This is a genomic window from Mycobacterium sp. GA-0227b (assembly GCF_001499855.1).
Taxonomy (GTDB): domain Bacteria; phylum Actinomycetota; class Actinomycetes; order Mycobacteriales; family Mycobacteriaceae; genus Mycobacterium.
In genome coordinates this window covers 1-16,588 of sequence record NZ_LQIK01000003.1, presented here as the reverse complement: position 1 = coordinate 16,588, position 16,588 = coordinate 1, and the positions used below count along the sequence as shown (strand labels likewise).

Genomic DNA, 16,588 nt, shown 5'->3' with positions numbered 1-16,588 from the left:
GTCAGTACACGTCGCGGACGTAGCGCTTCTCGGCGACCAGTTCGCGTTTGTAGTCGTGGGCCTGCTCGTGCGACATCCCGCCGTGTCTCTCGATGATCGTGGTCAGTGCGGCGTCCACGTCGCGGGCCATGCGGGTGGCGTCGCCGCAGACGTAGAAGTGCGCCCCGTCGTCGAGCCAGCGCCAGATCTCGGCGCCGCGGTCGAGCATTCTGTGCTGGACGTACACCCGCGACTTCTGGTCGCGCGAGAACGCGAGGTCCAACCGGTCCAGGAGGCCGTCGCGGGCCATGTCCTCGAAATCGTCGCGGTAGTAGTAGTTCTGGCTGCGGTGCTGCTCACCGAAGAACAACCAGTTGGGGCCGCGGTGGCCGAGGGCCCGTCGTTCCTGCAGGAACCCGCGGAACGGCGCTACCCCCGTGCCCGGGCCGACCATGATCATCGGGACCGCGCCGTCCTCCGGCGGGCGGAAGTGCGGCGACCGTTGCAGAAATACCGGTGCCGACGACGCGCGGTCGGCGAGGAACGTCGAGCAGACCCCACCGCGCCGGCCGCCGTGGACGCTGCGGTAGCGCACCACAGACACCGTCAACTGCACTTCGTGCGGGCTGACCAGCGGGCTAGATGAGATCGAGTAGCTGCGCGGGGTCAGCCGGACCAATACCTCGCGCCATTCGTCCGGGTCGGCGTGCACGACGAACTCCTGGACGAGGTCGAGCCCGTTGCGGCCCCGCAGCCACTTGTCCAGCTTGGCTTTGGGCGCCAGCAACGATTTCGCGTCGCGGCTGTGTTCGGCGATGAACCGCAGCAGGTCCGGTGTGACGCGGCAGAAGTCGAAGTGCGACAGCAGCGCATCGCGCAACGACTGCTCGGTGCCGTCCACCTCGATCACGTGCTGACCCGGCATCCCGGTGGCCGCCAGCCACGCGTCGACCACTAGGGGGTCGTTGGTGGGACACACTCCCAGCGAATCGCCCGCGGCATAGCTGATCTCGTGCTGGGAAATGTCGAAGCCCAACTGGCGCACTTCTTTTCGCGATGCCGACCCGGTGAGGACCGCGTTCCTCGACAGCGGGGCGACGATGGGCCGCGCGCGGGTGAACGGCTGCGCAACAGTGGCGGGCCGCGCGAGGATCGAGACACTTCCAGCGGCGGGCGACGGTGTGATGCCGGGGTTGAGCAACGCGGTCAGGTCGTCGGCCCATCGCTGCATGGGCTCGTCGTCGTAGGCCTCGCACTCGGCGCGGTCGAGCAGCCGGGTGGCGCCGAGGTCGGCCAATTTGGCGTCGAGCGCCCTGGCGTGCCCGCAGAAATTGTCATACGACCGGTCCCCGATGCCGAGCACCGCGTACCGCACACCCGTCAGCGCGGGCGCCTCCGTCCCCTCCAGGCGGTGCCAGAAGCTCGCGCCGTTGTCGGGCGGCTCACCGTCGCCGAAGGTACTGGTGACGACCACCACGTCGTGGGCCGCGGCCAGGTCGGCGGGCGCCATGTCGTCCATGTTCACCAGCTGCGCCCCGTCGAGCCGGGCGGCCAGGCGCGCGGCGAAGTCCTGCGCGGTTCCGGTCTGCGAGGCCCACAGCACGAGCGGCCCGTCACCCGAGTGCGGCCGCACCGGATCCTCGGCCGGCCGGCGCGACTGCGTGGCGAGCAGACCATTGATCCACTGGCGCGCCTCGGTGCTCAACGGCGCAGAAACCGGCAGTGTCGGCACATCGGACTGAGCCTCGGTCAGGCCACTGAAGAACCCGGCGACATAGAGCGATTCGTGTTCGGTGAGTGTCGGCGAAGGGACCGGCCGCAGGCTGACCGCGCAGGCTTTGAACTCCGGCTGCAGCGAGTCGGGGTCGACGGCGTCGTTGGTCAGCGCGTTGACGGTGAGATCCACGCCGTGGTCGTCGTTCCAGTGGAACGGCGCGAAACAACTACCCGGTCGCACCCGGTCGGTGACGACTGCGGGCAGCACCGCACGGCCGCGCCGCGACGCGAGCTCGACGCGCTGACCGTCGTCGATGCCGAGCGTCAGCGCATCGTCGGGGTGGATCTCGACGAACGGTCCGGCGTCGAGCTTGTTGAGGGTGTCGACCAAACCCGTCTTGGTCATGGTGTGCCATTGATGTTGCAGCCGACCTGTGTTGAGCACCAACGGATAATCGTCGTCGGGCAGTTCGCGCGGGTCCATGTGCGGTCGGGCGTGGAACACGGCGCGGCGCGACGGCGTCGGGAACGCGAGGCGCGGAGCGTTTCCGTGCTCGTCGACGAAGTACTCCTGGCTGACCCCGTCGTTGAGGTAGCGCACGGGGTGCCGGTCCGCCTCGTCGTCCGGCGGGCAGGGCCACTGCACCGGTGTCTGGCGTAGCCGTGCATAGCTGACGCCGCGCAGGTCGTATCCGGTCTTGGGGTTCCAGAACCGTCGGATCTCGTCGAAGATCTGCTCGCTGGACGTGTAGGAGAAGTGGTCGCCGAACCCCATGTGCGCGGCCACCTGACAGATCAACTGCCAGTCCGGGCGGGCCTGTCCCACCGCTGGAATCGACTGTTGCAGCAACGTCAGGTTGCGTTCGGAGTTGACCATCACCGCGTCGGACTCCGCCCACAGCGCGGCAGGCAGCACGATGTCGGCGTAGGTGTTGGTCGCCGTCGTGCGGTAGGCGTCCTGGGTGACGACCAGATCGGCCGCCTCCAGCCCGGCGATCACGGTCGACCGGTTGGCCACCGTGGCAACGGGATTGGTACAGATGATCCAGCACGCCTTGACTTCGCCGTCGGCGAGCTGACGGAACATGTCGATGGTGCCGGGGCCGACGTCGGAACGGATGGTGCCGGGCGGCAGGTTCCACTGCTCCTCGACGAATGCACGATCCTCTGCCGAGGTCACCGAGCGCTGGCCGGGCAATCCCGGTCCCATGTAGCCCATTTCGCGTCCGCCCATCGCGTTGGGCTGTCCGGTCAGCGACATCGGTCCGCTGCCCGGTCGGCAGATCGCGCCGGTGGCCAGGTGCAGGTTGCAGATCGCGTTGGTGTTCCACGTGCCGTGGGTGCTCTGGTTGAGTCCCATGGTCCAGCAACTCAGCCACTCCCCCGCATCGGCGATCATGCGTGCGGCGGTCCGGATGTCGGCCTCGGCGAGGCCGGTGCTGGCTGCGACGCGTTCGGGGGTGTAATCGGCGAGGAACGCCGGCATCGTGTCCCAGCCGTCGGTGTGCTCGTTGATGAAATCCCGGTCGATGTCGCCGTTCTCGACCAGTAGATGCAGCAGGCCGTTGAGCAGCGCCAGGTCAGTGCCGGGTTTGATCTGGAGGAACAGGTCGGCGCGTTCGGCGGTGGTGGTCCGGCGGGGGTCGACGACGATCAGCTTGGCTCCGGCCTTGAGCCGGTCGACCATCCGCAGGTACAGGATGGGGTGGCAGTCGGCCATGTTCGAGCCGATGACGAAAAACAAGTCGGTGCAGTCGAAGTCGCTGTACGACCCCGGCGGGCCGTCGGCACCCAGCGATTGCTTGAACCCGGTGCCCGCGCTCGCCATGCACAGCCGTGAGTTCGACTCGATGTGCACGGTGCGCAGGAAGCCTTTGGCCAGTTTGGTCGCCAGATACTGAGCCTCGATGGACATCTGCCCCGACACGTACAGCGCGACGGCGTCCGGCCCGTGCTCGTCGGCGATGGCTCGCAGCCGCCGACCCGCCTCGGCGACCGCGTCGTCGACGGGCGTGGGAACCAGTTCCTCGTCCCGGGTGGGCCGCAGGAACGCCGATGTCAGCCTGCCAGCATCGGCGCGCATCATCTCGGCGTGGGTGGCGCCCTTGGTGCACAACCTGCCGAAGTTGGCCGGGTGCAACTTGTCTCCGGCCACTCGCGCGATGACTGGTCTGCCGGTCTCGCGGTCGGTCGTGGTGTGCACCTCGATACCGCAGCCAACGCCGCAGTAGGAGCACGCCGTCCGGGTCACCATGGGCGTCAGGCCGGCACCGGCGATGCCGCGCTGTCGAACTGCTCGCCGGCGCGGGCCCGCGGGGTTTGCATGCGTAGGAACACGAACCAGGTGACGATCGCGCAGATCACGTAAAAGGCGAGGAACACCCAGAAGGCGTTGGTCGCGGACTTGGCATCGCTGACGTAGGAGGCGCGCAGCACGACGTTGATGAACACGCCCCCGAGAGCGCCGATGGCCCCGGCGAAACCGATCAGCGCGCCGGACATGCTGCGGGACCAAGCGGCTTTCTCGTCGCGGCTCCAGTCATCGCGGCCTTGCGCCTTGGCCTCGAAGATCGACGGGATCATCTTGTAGGTCGAGCCGTTGCCGAGTCCCGAGAGGATGAACAGCAGGATGAATCCGATGACGTAGGCGATCATCTGACCGCTTGACGGAGCTCCAGTGGCGCCGTCATCCAGGGTCCCCGCGGTCACCAGGACGCCGGCGGCGAAAATCATTGCCACGAAGGTGTAGAGCGTGATCTTGCCGCCGCCGATTCGGTCGGCCAGCTTGCCGCCGAACGGCCTGCAGATCGAGCCGAGCAGCGGGCCGATGAACGCGATCTCCGCGGCGTGCAGCGACGCCTCAGCCGGGGTGTCGCCGGCGGCGAGGAAGTTGATCTGCAGCACCTGACCGAACGCGAACGAGAACCCGATGAACGAGCCGAACGTGCCGATGTAGAGGAAGCTCATCACCCAGGAGTGCTTGAACCGCAACGCCTCTGCCATTGCGCTGATGTTCGACCGTTGGTTGCCGAGGTTGTCCATGAACAGCGCGGCGCCCAGGGCGGCGAGCCCGATCAGCACGAGGTAGATGGCGCAGACGACTTCGGCTGCGGTGTTGCTGACAGTGGCGATCACCAGCAGGCCGACGAGCTGCATGACCGGGACGCCGATGTTCCCGCCGCCTGCGTTCAGGCCGAGCGCCCAGCCCTTGAGCCGCTGCGGGTAGAACGCGTTGATGTTGGTCATCGACGAGGCGAAGTTGCCGCCGCCGAAACCGGCGAAGGCCGCGACGATCATGAACGTGGTGTACGAGGTGTCGGGGCGCTTCATCGCCCACAGCGTCAGCAGCGCAGGGATGAGCAGCAGCAGGGCGCTGACGATGGTCCAGTTGCGGCCGCCGAACTTGGCCGGGGCGACGGTGTACGGGATGCGCATCGCCGCTCCCACGAGCGTGGGCACTGCGACCAGATAGAACTTGCCCGCGGCGTCGATGCCGTAGACGTCCTGCGGCATGAACAGCACCATCACCGACCAGATCGACCACACCGAGAAGCCGACGTGCTCGGCGAAGATCGACCAGATCAGGTTGCGCTTGGCGATCTGCTTGCCACCGGATTCCCACGCTTCGACGTCTTCGGCGTCCCAGTTTTCGATCGTGCGGCTGCGGCGCAAAGTCTTCACGGGCACCAGAGTCGCGTGAGCCCATTCCGCATCCGTTGCACGGTCGTGTCGGAAACGTCAACACCCCCTCACATAGGCACCGCATGCACGTCGGGACCGCTGAAACGCACCGGAAACAAATGTGGCGTGGGTTACGTCGGCTGACAGGCGATCAGAACGGTGGCGGGTCCGCGGCATAGCGTGCGGCGTTGATCGCGCGCTCCCGTTGGATGCGATACGCCCGCTCTTGGGCGCGGGTGCGTTTTCGCTTTGGCATCGCCACACCACGCCACTCACCTGGCGGCGGACCGGTACTCAGGGTGAGGGCGCCGGTGGGCGCCGCGAGTTGCGAGAACAACTGCGCGCCCAGCGGTTCGGTGAGGTGGACCCGGCCGCTGGGCGAAGTGTAAACGATTGTGCCATCAGGTAACTGTTGCTCGCTCCATCCACCGGGTCCACAGTGGAAGGTCTTCATCAGGTGGTGAAAGCGGCAATAGCAGGCGTTGTTCGACGGATGTGTCAGTCCTGACGGGTAAGGCACGGTGTGGTCGATGTCGGCTTTCCAGGCCGGCTTGTCGCATCCGGGCCATCTGCAGGTCAGATCACGGCAGCGGACGAAGTCGGCCAACGCGGCCGACGGCCGGTATCGAGGTTCGGCGACCGAGTCCTTCGGCACGCTCAGGGGTTTGAGCTTGGCGGTCGCGGCCATTTCGCGCACTAACGGCGCCGGCACCGGACCGAAGTTGGCCACATACCCGGGGGTGTCCTTCTCACCGGTGAGCGTCGCGGCCTCGGCGATCACGTGAATCACCACACCCGACGACCCGGCCGGGCCGTCGGACGCGGCGGCACACCGCTGCTTTTCGCACCTGCACGCCATGGTGGTCTCTCCGGCGACCAGGGCCATCACCGCATCCGAGCGGCGTTGCCGCGCGGTGCGCGGATCGTCTCGGCAGACTGTGGTCGCCAGCTGGTTGAGTTTCTCGTCCAGGGCGGCGCCGTCGGCAACGCGCAGCTTGCCCTCGAGATTGGCCGTTCCGTACTGATCGGGGGTGATCTCGATATAACGGTCGTCGTCGCGCTCCTTGGCAACGCGCAACGCTTCGGGATCGACATCGAGCACCATCCAGTCGACCAGCTGGGCAATTTTGGCGTCGGACAACTTGTTCCACGACGACGCCTGATGCGCCACCATCTCGTCGATCGCGGCGATGGCCTGCTCATCGATGATCAATCCGCACCGGAAGTCGATGATCCTGATCACCCGGAAATCCACCCGCCCCGCGAGGAAGACCTCGCCCAGCCGCGGCATCTCCTCGATAAGCGTTCGGCCGTAATCGATCAGCGAGGACGCGCGTCGACGGGTCACTCCGAGTTCGGCCGCGACTTCGGAAGCGATGACATCCCAGTCGTCGATGCACCAGTTCTCGTGCGTATTGCCCATCGCGGCGAAGCGCTGCAAACCGAACCGGCCTGCGGCGAAAATCTTTCGAGCGATGGCGACGCGTTCGGCATGCTGGGCATCCCGTATCGCGTCGAGCAACCCCGCATCGCTCTCGGATTCAAACATGTGTTCGAGTGTATCTGGACCCACCGACGTCCGGTCAGGGTTGGCGAGCAGCCTCCTGCGCCAGCGCCACACGCGAGGTGAGTCCCAGCTTGGCGTACACATGCGTCAGATGGGTCTGCACCGTGCGGTGCGAGACGAACAGACGCGCGGCAATGTCCTTGTTCCCCAGCCCTTCGGAGACCAACCGGACGACGTCTAGCTCCGTCGGGGTCAATGATGCCCAACCGCTGGACGGGCGCTTGCGCTCACCGCGCCCGCGTTGCGCATACGCAATCGCCTCTTCGGTCGAGAGAGCCGAGCCCTCGTCCCACAGCGCGTGAAACTCGTCCTCTCCCAGAGCTTCACGAAGATGCGTGACCAACGCCGTATAGGCAGTGTCATACACCGGGAATCTGACCAGACCCGTTCGCTGCCGCATGGCGTAGGCCGCGCCCAATAACCGCGCGGCTTCACGGTGATCGCCCGTCTTGCCCGTCACTTCGCCCAGAATTTCGAAAGCCTCGGGAGCGATTTGGTACGCCTGGTGGCCGGCGGCGCATGCGAGCGCCTGATGTAGATCACTCTGTGCCAACTCCAACTCGCCCTGCGCGCTGGCAACCCGAGCACGCGACACCAACGCTTTCGCGAGATGCCAGCCCATCATCACGGCCACATTGGCGTCGGCCCACTTCCTGGCCGCGGGCAAGTCCCGTCGCGCGAGTTCGAGCTCCGCCAGCGGAAGAACGTTCGCGATGGCCGTTTCGGGTTGGGCACTGATCCGTTGCCACGCCAACTCGCACGCCTCTGCGGCGGCGACCAAGTCTCCTTCGGCGAATGCCGCGAGCGCCAGCGGCGCATAAGCCCACGGTTCAAGATAGGGCCCCAGTCTTGGCGTTGCTGCCACGGCCTCTTCCGCACGGGCGCGACCACCGGCGATGTCTCCCCTTATGACCTGTAGGTGTCCGAGGCCGATACGCGCGAGAAAGCCGTGTATGACATCTCCGGAGGCGTCTGCTTCAACGAGGATCGATTGAAGTTCGGCGGAACTCCGGTCTGGATCGCCTTGTTGGAAAGACGCCATGGCCGGACCCCAGTACCGACAGAAACGCGAGATGAAACGGTCACCGACGGCGTCGGCCAGTAGGTAGCCTTCATCCCCCGCAGCGCGGGCGGAAATCGAGTCACCCGCGAGAGTCGCGATGTACGCCTTCCACCCGAGGATCTGACCGAGCCGCCAGTCATCGCCCAACGCCCGCGCCAATTCGAGGGCCCCCTCGATATGTGGGCGCGCTGCCTCGGCATCGAACGAGGCGGCCCCGATACAGGCTGTGAGTACGCGAACCAACAGGACAGGATCATCAACTTCTCTCGCTATCGCAAGGGCCTGTTCAGCAGTGCCGATGCCGCCGGTTGTGACAGCCCACGAACCCAATAAAGCCTGATCGGCGAGAGCGCTGGCATGGGTGACAGGCGACAGTTCAACGCCGCCGGCCACGTACTCCGCGAATCCTTGGTCGAACCATGCCAAGCCCTCTTGCACTCGACCCCGCATGAGCCAGAGCGGTTGTAGCGAGCAGGCGAGTCGTAATGCAGAGTCGACGTCAGCGCGCTCCAAGCTCCATGTGAATGCGGCGCGCAGGTTGTCGATCTCGATTTCGGCGCGTTGCAGCAACCCATCGCGGTCGGCGGTCGTAGGCGTTTCGAGCTGCACGGCCATGGCCGTGTAGTGGTCGCGGTGCCGGTCGCGGACGGTGTCGGCCTCACCTGATTCGCTCAGCTTCTCCAGCGCGTACTGGCGGACGGTCTCCAAAAGCCGATACCGCATCAGTCCGCTGGTGCTGTCGGCTGATACGAGCGACTTATCGACAAGGAGTGTGAGGAGGTCGAGCACCTGAAAGGAGGCCACCTCGCCACCGTCGGCGACAGACTGTGCAGCTTCGAGATCGAACCCGCCCATGAACGCCGCGAGCCGCCGGAACAGCACGGCCTCGGGTTGCGTCAACATTGCGTGCGACCAGTCGACGGACGCCCGCAACGTCTGCTGGCGTCGCACCGACTTTCGCGATCCTCCGGTTAACAACCGGAATCGATCGTGGATGCCGTCGAGAATCTCCGACACCGATAAGGCTCGTGCCCGGGCGGCGGCCAGCTCGATCGCAAGCGGCATTCCGTCAAGGCGCTTGCAGATTTCGCCGACGAGAACGATGTTGTCGTCGGTGGCAGTGAAGTCCGACCGCACGTGTCGAGCACGGTCGTAGAACAACTCGATGGCTTCGTCCCGCAGTGACAAGGACGGAACTCGCCACGTGAGTTCGCCTGCGACCCCGATGGGTTCGCGGCTGGTCGCCAGAAGCGTCAGCTCCGGGCACTGCTCCAAGAGAGCGACGATCAGCTCGGCACTCGCGTCGAGCAGGTGTTCGCAATTGTCGAGCAGCATCAAGCCGAGCCGTCCCACGATGGATTCGAGAATGGTCTCCAGCGTCGAGCGCCCAGGCTGATCGGGCAAGCCCATGGCGCGAACGACCGCTACTGGCACTACATCTGGGTCAGTGATCGGTGCAAGGTCGACGTACCAGATCGCGCCGGTGCTCATTGACTGCGCAACCTGTACCGCCAGGCGGGTCTTCCCGACTCCACCGGAGCCTGTCAACGTCACCAATCGGTTGTCAGCCAGAGCCTGTCGAATGTCGTCGATCTGTTTCTCGCGGCCAATGAAGCGAGTCAGTTGAGTGGGCAGGACTCGCTTCTCGACGGCATCGGCTGTCCGCAGCGGGGGAAATTCGTTTCGTAGATCGGGATGGCACAGTTGGACGACCCGTTCGGGCCGCGGGAGATCTCGCAGCGGATGGCTGCCCAGCTCGCGGAGCCACGCGTCGGCCGGCAGGTGGTCGAGCACCATCGACTCGGTCGCACTCGACAGCACGGTCTGGCCACCGTGCGCGAGATCGCGTAGCCGGGCGGTCCGATTGATAGTTGGCCCAATGTAGTTGTCCTCGTCGCGCAACTCGATCTCGCCGGTGTTGATTCCGATGCGCATCCGGATCGGCGCCAGCGGTGCCCGCTGTAACGCCAACGCGCATGCCACCGCATCGGTAGCCCGCGCGAAAGCCAGCACGAAACTGTCGCCCTCGCCTTGTTCAACTGGTCGCACGCCGCGATATGCGGCGACGAGATCGGCCAAGGTCTCGTCGAGCCGCGCGACCGCCGCCCTCATGTCGTGGGGTTGCGTCTCCCAAAGCCGCGTGGAAGCCTCGACGTCCGCCAACAGCAACGTCACCGTTCCGGTCGGAAGTCCACGCACACCAAGCTCGCTCCACTCAGTTGCGCTCATGCTAGCCAGCATGCGACGCCGTATCCGGCAAAACATCAGCGCATGCGCGTATATCTACGGCCCAATGCTCATACTCGGCGCCTGAGCCGGTCGCGGTACGACCGCCCGTCGGGGTCGTACATGAACCGGTATGCAGGCTCAGCCCACAGCCGCGTCAGCAGCCCGAGCCGTTCGGCTTTGTTCGGACGCAGCCGACCCGGCGGCCTCGGCCCCCTGCGGCCGGACGCGTGCCACGCTTCCAACGCCTCGGCGGCGGCGACGATCTCGTCTACCGCGCTGACCGGATCGACCAGTCCCCCGTCCTCGCTGCCGTCCTCGGCTCGGTCCAAGTGCTCGCGCAACAATCGCAACCTGAAGTCACGGGCGAAGACACCGTCCTCGTCCAGCACCGCGCAGGACAGTTCGCTGTCGTGCGTCCAGGACCGCCGGTTGAAGTTGTCGCTGCCCGAACACGCCCACACGTCGTCGATCACACATACCTTCGCGTGCACGTAAACCGGTGTGCCTTCGTGGTTCTCGACATCGAAGACGTGCAGCCGATCGGGGCTTGCCTGACGGCAGGTCTCGATCGCCTGCCAGCGGCCAACCTGGTTGGGCGGCAACGCCAGCCGACCGTCCACGTCGGGGTAGCGCGGCACGACCGCGACCAGATGCAGATCGGGGTTCTCGCGCAGGGCTCGCGCGAACAGCTCGGCCACCCGCTTCGACCACAGGTACTGGTCCTCCAGGTAGATCAGCCGGCGGGCGCGCGGCACCGCCTTGCTGTAGGCGCGGGCGATGCTGCGTTCGCCGTGCGGCGCGAAGTCGTACGCGAAGTGTGCGTCCGGGTAGGTGCGCAGCACCTGGACAAGGTGGGTTCCACACGGCGGCGGATCCGGCGGCTGTTCGGGCAGCGTGTCGGCGGTCATGTCGGCTCCGCCGAACTTGTCCCGAAGCCATGCCAGCGGGTTCAGCATGTCGAGCGACGCCGGGTCGTTCCACCGCTCACGAAACGTCATGTCGAGTGCGCCGACGACCGGTCCCTGCAGCCGCAGCTGGACGTCATGCCACGGCGGGTGCTCACCGTACCGACTCGACATCTGCACCGCCTGCGCATCCCCGCGGTGCGAGGCATCGTCTCGACGCGAATGGCACAGGTCGATGCCGCCCGCAAACACCACATCGCGCTCCGGCGCGCCGGGATGCCGGATCACGACCAGCTTCTGGTGATGCGAACCGCCGATCCGGACCCGCTGGTCCAGCAGCACTTCACCGCCCGCCTCCTCGATGTGCTCTCCGAGGTGGCGGTTCTCCTCCTCGCTGTAGGCCAGCTTGTCCAGATGCGACCGCCACACCAGACCTTTGACGATCACACCGCGTTCGGCTGCGCGGCAGAACAATTCGCGCACCGTCGGGCCGTCGTCACGCATCTTCTCGTCCGGATCCCCACGCCAGTCGGTGAAGAACACGTAGTCGCCCGCCTGCAGCGCTTCCACCTCGGTGGCAAGGTGCTCGAAATATGTCGCGCCGTGCACGAGCGGTTCGACGCGGTTGCCCGAGCACCACGCCGGCAGGTCGGAGGCGGGATTGCCCCGTTCCTCCGCCGTGAGGAACCACTCGTGAACGTTCACGGCCACCGCCGCCTCAACAGTCGATCGCGATACGACCGGCCATCCGGGTCGAAGATCATCCGGTACGCCGGTTCGGCCCACAAACGCGTCAACGGATCTACTCGTTCGCTCTCGTGCGGCCGCAATCGCCCCGGCGGCCGCGGCCCTTGGCAGCCCGACTGGTGCCACGCCTCCAAAGCCTCTGCGGCAGACACTATTTCGCGTACCGCTTCGTCGGGTTCGGCCAATCCCTCGTCTTCGCTGCCGTCGTCGGCGCGGTCGAGGTGTTCACGCATCAGCTGCAGCCGTAGGTCGAGTGCGAACGCACCGTCGGCGTCGAGCACCGCGCACGACAGCTCACTGTCGTGCGTCCAGGACCGCCGGTTGAAGTTGTCGCTACCGATGCAGGCCCAGGTGTCGTCGATGACGCAAACCTTGGAATGCACGTAAACCGGTGTGCCCTCGTGGTTCTCGACGTCGAACACGTGCACTCGCTCGGGCGCGGCGCGGCGGCATGCATCCAGCGCAAGCTGTCGCCCGACCAGCGTCGGGGGCCGGCCCAGGCCGCCCTCCAGGTCGAAATAGCGCGGCACGACCGCCACCAGATGTAGATCCTCGTTCGCGCTCAACGCGTCGACCAGCAGCCGCGCGACCTCCTCTGACCACAGGTATTGGTCTTCGAGATAGATCAGGCGCCGGGCCCGCCGGACCGCTTTGGTGTAGCCGCGGGCGATGCTGCGCTCACCCTCCTTGGCGAATTCGTACTGGATCAACGCATCGCCGTAGGTTCGCAACACCTGCACCGCGTGCGATCCGCAGCGCGGTGGGTCGGGCGGCTGCTCCGGCAGCGGATGCCGCGCGGCCTCGGACCCGAGAAACCGGTCGCGTAACCACGCCAGCGGATTGAACAAGTCGAGCGGCGCACGGGCCGTCCAGCGTTCACGGAACGTGGTGTCCAGCGCGCCGATGACGGGACCGCGCACCTGCAGCTGCACGTCATGCCACGGTGGGCGCTCGCCGTACCGGCTCGACATCTGCACCGCCTGCGGGTCACCTCGGTGCGACGCGTCGTCCCGCCGGGAGTGGCACAGATCGATGCCGCCGATGAACGCGACGTCGCGGTGCGGTTCGTCGGGATGGCGGAGCAGAACCAGTCGCTGATGATGCGACCCGCCGACCAGCACCCGTTGGTCGAGCAGCACTTCGCCGCCGGCCCGCTCGATCGTCTCGGCGAGATGGCGGTTCTGTTCCTCGTTGAACTGCAATCGGTTCGGATACGACCGCCACATCAGCCCTTTCACCAGGACGCCGCGTTCCGCCGCCGCGCGGAACAGCTCCGCGACGGTCGGCCCGTCGTCGCGCAGTCGCTCATCGGCGTCGCCTCGCCAGTCGGCGAAGAACAGGTGATCGCCGGCCCCGAGTGCCTCTACCTCGGTGACGAGCCGATCGAAGTACGTCGCGCCGTGAATGAGGGCTTCGGCCTGGTTGCCCTCGCTCCATGCCGGCAGTGCCCAATTCGGGTTGCCGCGCTCACCTGACGTGAGGAACCACTCGGCCAGCACTGACACCCCGTGGAGTGCCCGCTCGCGCGTCAATTTATCCGTCAGCCGTGCCCGAGCTCATGAGCGAGCGCGGCGTCGAGGGACGGATGACGGAATCGGTGGCCCACCGTCTGCAGTTTGGCCGGCACCACCCGTTGGTCGGCCTCGGCGAGCTCACGGGCCCCCTGCTCCCCCAGCAGCAGCCGCGGACCCAGCGAGGGTACCGGCACGATCGCCGGTCGCCGCAATACCCGCGCCAGCGTCCTGGTGTAGTCGGTGTTGCGCACCGGGTGGGGCGCAACCGCGTTGACCGGACCGGTCAGCCGGGCGTCGTAGAGCGCGCGGTGGTAGACGTCCAGCAGGTCGTCGAGCGCGATCCACGCCAACCACTGACTGCCGCTGCCCAGCCGCCCGCCCAGGCCGGCGGCGAACAGCGGTCGCAGCAGCCGCAGCGTGCCTCCACGCGCGGACTGCACGATTCCCGTCCGCACGGTGACGACCCGCAGTCCCGCGTCAATGGCAGGTGTGGTCGCCGCCTCCCAGTCCGCCACCACATCGGCGAGAAAACCGTCGCCGCGCACGCTTTCCTCGGCCAATACCGCATCGCCACGGTCGAAGCCGTAGATGCCGACCGCCGAAGCGCTGACGAACACCCCCGGTCCGTCCGAGGCGTCGGCCGCGGCCTCGGCCAGCCGGCGGGTCGGTTCGACGCGGCTGGCACGCACGGCGTCCTTGTGCGCGTCGGTGAAACGCCCGGCGATCGACGAGGCAGCCAGATGCACGACCGCGTCCACGCCGCTCAGCAGGTCACGATGCGGCCGATCGGGATTCCACTGCCGCTCGTCGGGGCCGTGCGCCGCCCGTCGTACCAGCCGGATCACCCGGTGGCCGCCGGTGCTCAGAAACGCCGACAATGCCGAGCCGACAAGGCCGGACGCTCCGCTGACCGCGACGGTGAGCGGTCGCAGGCCGGCGGCGGCGCCGCTGCGGTGCGCGGCGAGGTCGTCGGCCAGTTGCCGATGGCGGTAGACGAACATGGGCCGCAGCGCCGCCGCGGGCACCGGGGTGGCGACGTGGTCGTAGACCGTCGTGCCGCCGGGCGCCGGGGCGAACTCGTGGGTGTGCGTCCACCTGCCGACCAGGCGCGGCGGCCACGAGGCCGGTCCCTGCGTGGACAGCACGTCGACGAAGCGGCGCGGCGGGTCGTAGCGGGCGGGATCGTGCTGTGCGACCCAGCGCAGACCGCCGGGTAGTCCGAGCACCGCCTGCCCGTCGGCCAGTGAGCCCGCTTCGGCCACCACCTTCATCGGCTGCCACGGCGGGACCAGCCGCCTCATCGCACCGGGGCGCGCGTGCCACGCGAACACCTCGTCCAATGGATGTTCGACGACGCTGCGGTACTCGATTCCCATGACTGATATTCGCTCCCGTCGCGCCGGTGGATTGTGCCCGGGTGGGGTACCCACGGACATAGGCTGACAAAGTCCCGACATCGAAACGAACTGTGATGAGCGGATGGAGCGGGCTCGCCCGCCGAAGCGCCAGACGTGTGTATCAGAACCGCCGAGACGCCGGCGAAGTCTTGGCGAACGAGTTGACGTCCTACCGCGATCAGGATCTGGTGGTGCTGGGGCTGGCGCGCGGCGGCGTGCCGGTCGGTTGGCAGGTGGCGCACGCGCTGCACGCCCCGCTTGACGTGTTCCTGGTCCGCAAGCTGGGCGTGCCGCAGTGGGAGGAGCTCGCGATGGGCGCGCTGGCCAGCGGGGGCGGCGTGGTCATCAACGACAACCTGGTGAGCAACCTCGGGATCGGTGACGAGGCGCTGCAGGCCGCGATCGCGCGCGAAACCGAGGAGCTGAATCGCCGTGAGCGGGCCTACCGCGGCGACCGCCCACCCCTCGAGCTCGCGGGCAAGACCGTGATCCTGGTCGACGACGGGATCGCCACCGGCGCCAGCATGCTCGCCGCGGTGCGCGCCGTTCGCGCCCAGAATCCGGCTCGGATCGTCGTCGCGGTTCCGGTCGGACCACCGTCGGCTTGTCGGGAGTTGGCCAAGGAAGCAGACGAGGTGGTGTGCGCGACGATGCCGGCGGGGTTCGAAGCGGTCGGCCAGGTGTTCGCCGACTTCCACCAGGTCACCGATGATGAAGTCCGCGAATTACTCGCGGCGCCAACGATTTAGACGACTCAGCGGCTCGACTGGCTCAGCGGCGGTCTTCGCCGGAATCGGCCTGTTCGACGATCGTGGTCTCGGACTCCGCCTCGGATTCGTCCGCGTATTCTGGTTCGTCTTCAGCCGGGGTGTCGTCCGGATAGTCCTCGTAGTACTCGGGTTCCGCGTCGGCCTGCTCCTCGTCGGTGCCGGCCGCTCGGCCACGGGAGCGTTCCCTGACCGCGTCGACGATCAGGAGCAGGACACCGATGACACTGGCGGCGATACAGACCCAGGCGATCAGCTCATTGCTTGTGACGACCGCGGTCACGAGCGCGGCGAGGCCGATGACAGCGAGGACGAGCGCAACGATCAGCATTGATCAACCCTAGGTCTTCAGTGCGCTCAGTTGTTTCCCCGGTTGAACTGATTGAACCCACCGCCGTCGTTACCAGCACTGGAGTCGACTGGTGCGGCCGAGCCGCGCTGGCCCAACTCCTCGAGTTGAGACTCCAGATACGTCTTGAGCCGGGTGCGGTATTCGCGTTCGAACGTGCGCAACTGTTCGAGGCGGCCCTCCAAAACTGTGCGCTGCTGGTTGATGGTGCCCATGATCTCGGAGTGCTTGCGCTCGGCGTCGGCCTGCAGGGCGTCGGCCTTCTCCTGCGCCTGGCGCAGCTGGGCCTCGGATCGGGTCTGGGCGTCGGCCAGCATGGCATCGGCGCGCTGACGCGCATCGGCGACGGTGGTCTCGGCCGTCTGCCGCGCCTCGCTGACCATCGCGTCGGCCTGCGCGCGCGCATCGGCGAGCAGTTTCTCCGACTCTGCCTTCGCAGTGCTGGTCAACCGGTCGGCGGTGTCCTGGGCGAGGCTCAAAACCTTGGCTGCCTTCAGCGCCTGATCCTCGCTGACCTGCGCGGAGGGGGCCTCATAGGCCGGCTGCTGCGGGGCAGGCGCCGGGGTGGGCTCTTGTGGCGTGGGTTTTCCGTGCGTACTGGCGGTCGCCCAGCAGGGGCTGAAGTTCCTCAGCGCAGAACAGGCGGACGAAGGTGCCGCGGTTGTCCCGGTGGC

10 protein-coding genes are annotated in these 16,588 nt (G+C 66.9%); 1 reads left to right on the top strand and 9 read right to left on the bottom strand.

Going from position 1 to position 16,588, the window contains the following annotated elements; all coding sequences use genetic code 11:
- Position 1 precedes the first annotated feature (1 nt).
- The 7 genes from AU185_RS03840 to AU185_RS03810 form a co-directional block, all read right to left on the bottom strand.
- A complete protein-coding gene (locus AU185_RS03840; RefSeq protein WP_172800367.1) occupies positions 2-3,949 on the bottom strand; it encodes a bifunctional nitrate reductase/sulfite reductase flavoprotein subunit alpha in 3,948 nt (1,315 codons plus the stop codon).
- Between the two features lie 5 nt (positions 3,950-3,954).
- Positions 3,955-5,385 (bottom strand): nitrate/nitrite transporter, encoded by a 1,431-nt coding sequence (locus AU185_RS03835; protein WP_082683732.1) that lies wholly within the window; start codon positions 5,383-5,385, stop codon positions 3,955-3,957.
- Positions 5,386-5,527: 142 nt separating this feature from the next.
- Positions 5,528-6,925 (bottom strand): HNH endonuclease signature motif containing protein, encoded by a 1,398-nt coding sequence (locus tag AU185_RS03830; protein WP_059102125.1) that lies wholly within the window; start codon positions 6,923-6,925, stop codon positions 5,528-5,530.
- A 34-nt stretch (positions 6,926-6,959) separates the two neighbouring features.
- Positions 6,960-10,247 (bottom strand): helix-turn-helix transcriptional regulator, encoded by a 3,288-nt coding sequence (locus tag AU185_RS03825; RefSeq protein ID WP_059102124.1) that lies wholly within the window; start codon positions 10,245-10,247, stop codon positions 6,960-6,962.
- A gap of 56 nt (positions 10,248-10,303) precedes the next feature.
- The gene (locus tag AU185_RS03820; protein WP_059102310.1) at positions 10,304-11,845 is read right to left on the bottom strand and encodes a phospholipase D family protein; all 1,542 of its coding nucleotides are present in this window, start codon (positions 11,843-11,845) and stop codon (positions 10,304-10,306) included.
- Complete coding sequence (locus AU185_RS03815; RefSeq protein ID WP_059102123.1) at positions 11,842-13,392, bottom strand: phospholipase D family protein; 1,551 nt, start codon at positions 13,390-13,392, stop codon at positions 11,842-11,844. The genes AU185_RS03820 and AU185_RS03815 overlap by 4 nt, the downstream gene beginning before the upstream one ends.
- A 35-nt stretch (positions 13,393-13,427) precedes the next feature.
- Positions 13,428-14,777, bottom strand: coding sequence for a TIGR01777 family oxidoreductase (locus AU185_RS03810; RefSeq protein ID WP_059156943.1), 1,350 nt, complete (start codon positions 14,775-14,777; stop codon positions 13,428-13,430).
- Between the two features lie 95 nt (positions 14,778-14,872).
- On the opposite strand from AU185_RS03810, the gene AU185_RS03805 reads away from it, so the two are divergent.
- Positions 14,873-15,547: a phosphoribosyltransferase gene (locus AU185_RS03805; protein WP_059102121.1), complete on the top strand. Its 675-nt coding sequence runs from the start codon at positions 14,873-14,875 to the stop codon at positions 15,545-15,547.
- 22 nt (positions 15,548-15,569) lie between these two features.
- On the opposite strand, the gene AU185_RS03800 is transcribed toward AU185_RS03805, so the two are convergent.
- Both AU185_RS03800 and AU185_RS03795 read right to left on the bottom strand, forming a co-directional pair.
- The gene (locus AU185_RS03800; RefSeq protein ID WP_059102120.1) at positions 15,570-15,896 is read right to left on the bottom strand and encodes a hypothetical protein; all 327 of its coding nucleotides are present in this window, start codon (positions 15,894-15,896) and stop codon (positions 15,570-15,572) included.
- Between the two features lie 26 nt (positions 15,897-15,922).
- Positions 15,923-16,588 (bottom strand): DivIVA domain-containing protein (locus AU185_RS03795; RefSeq protein WP_286142921.1); only part of this gene is annotated, 666 nt, incomplete at its 5' end.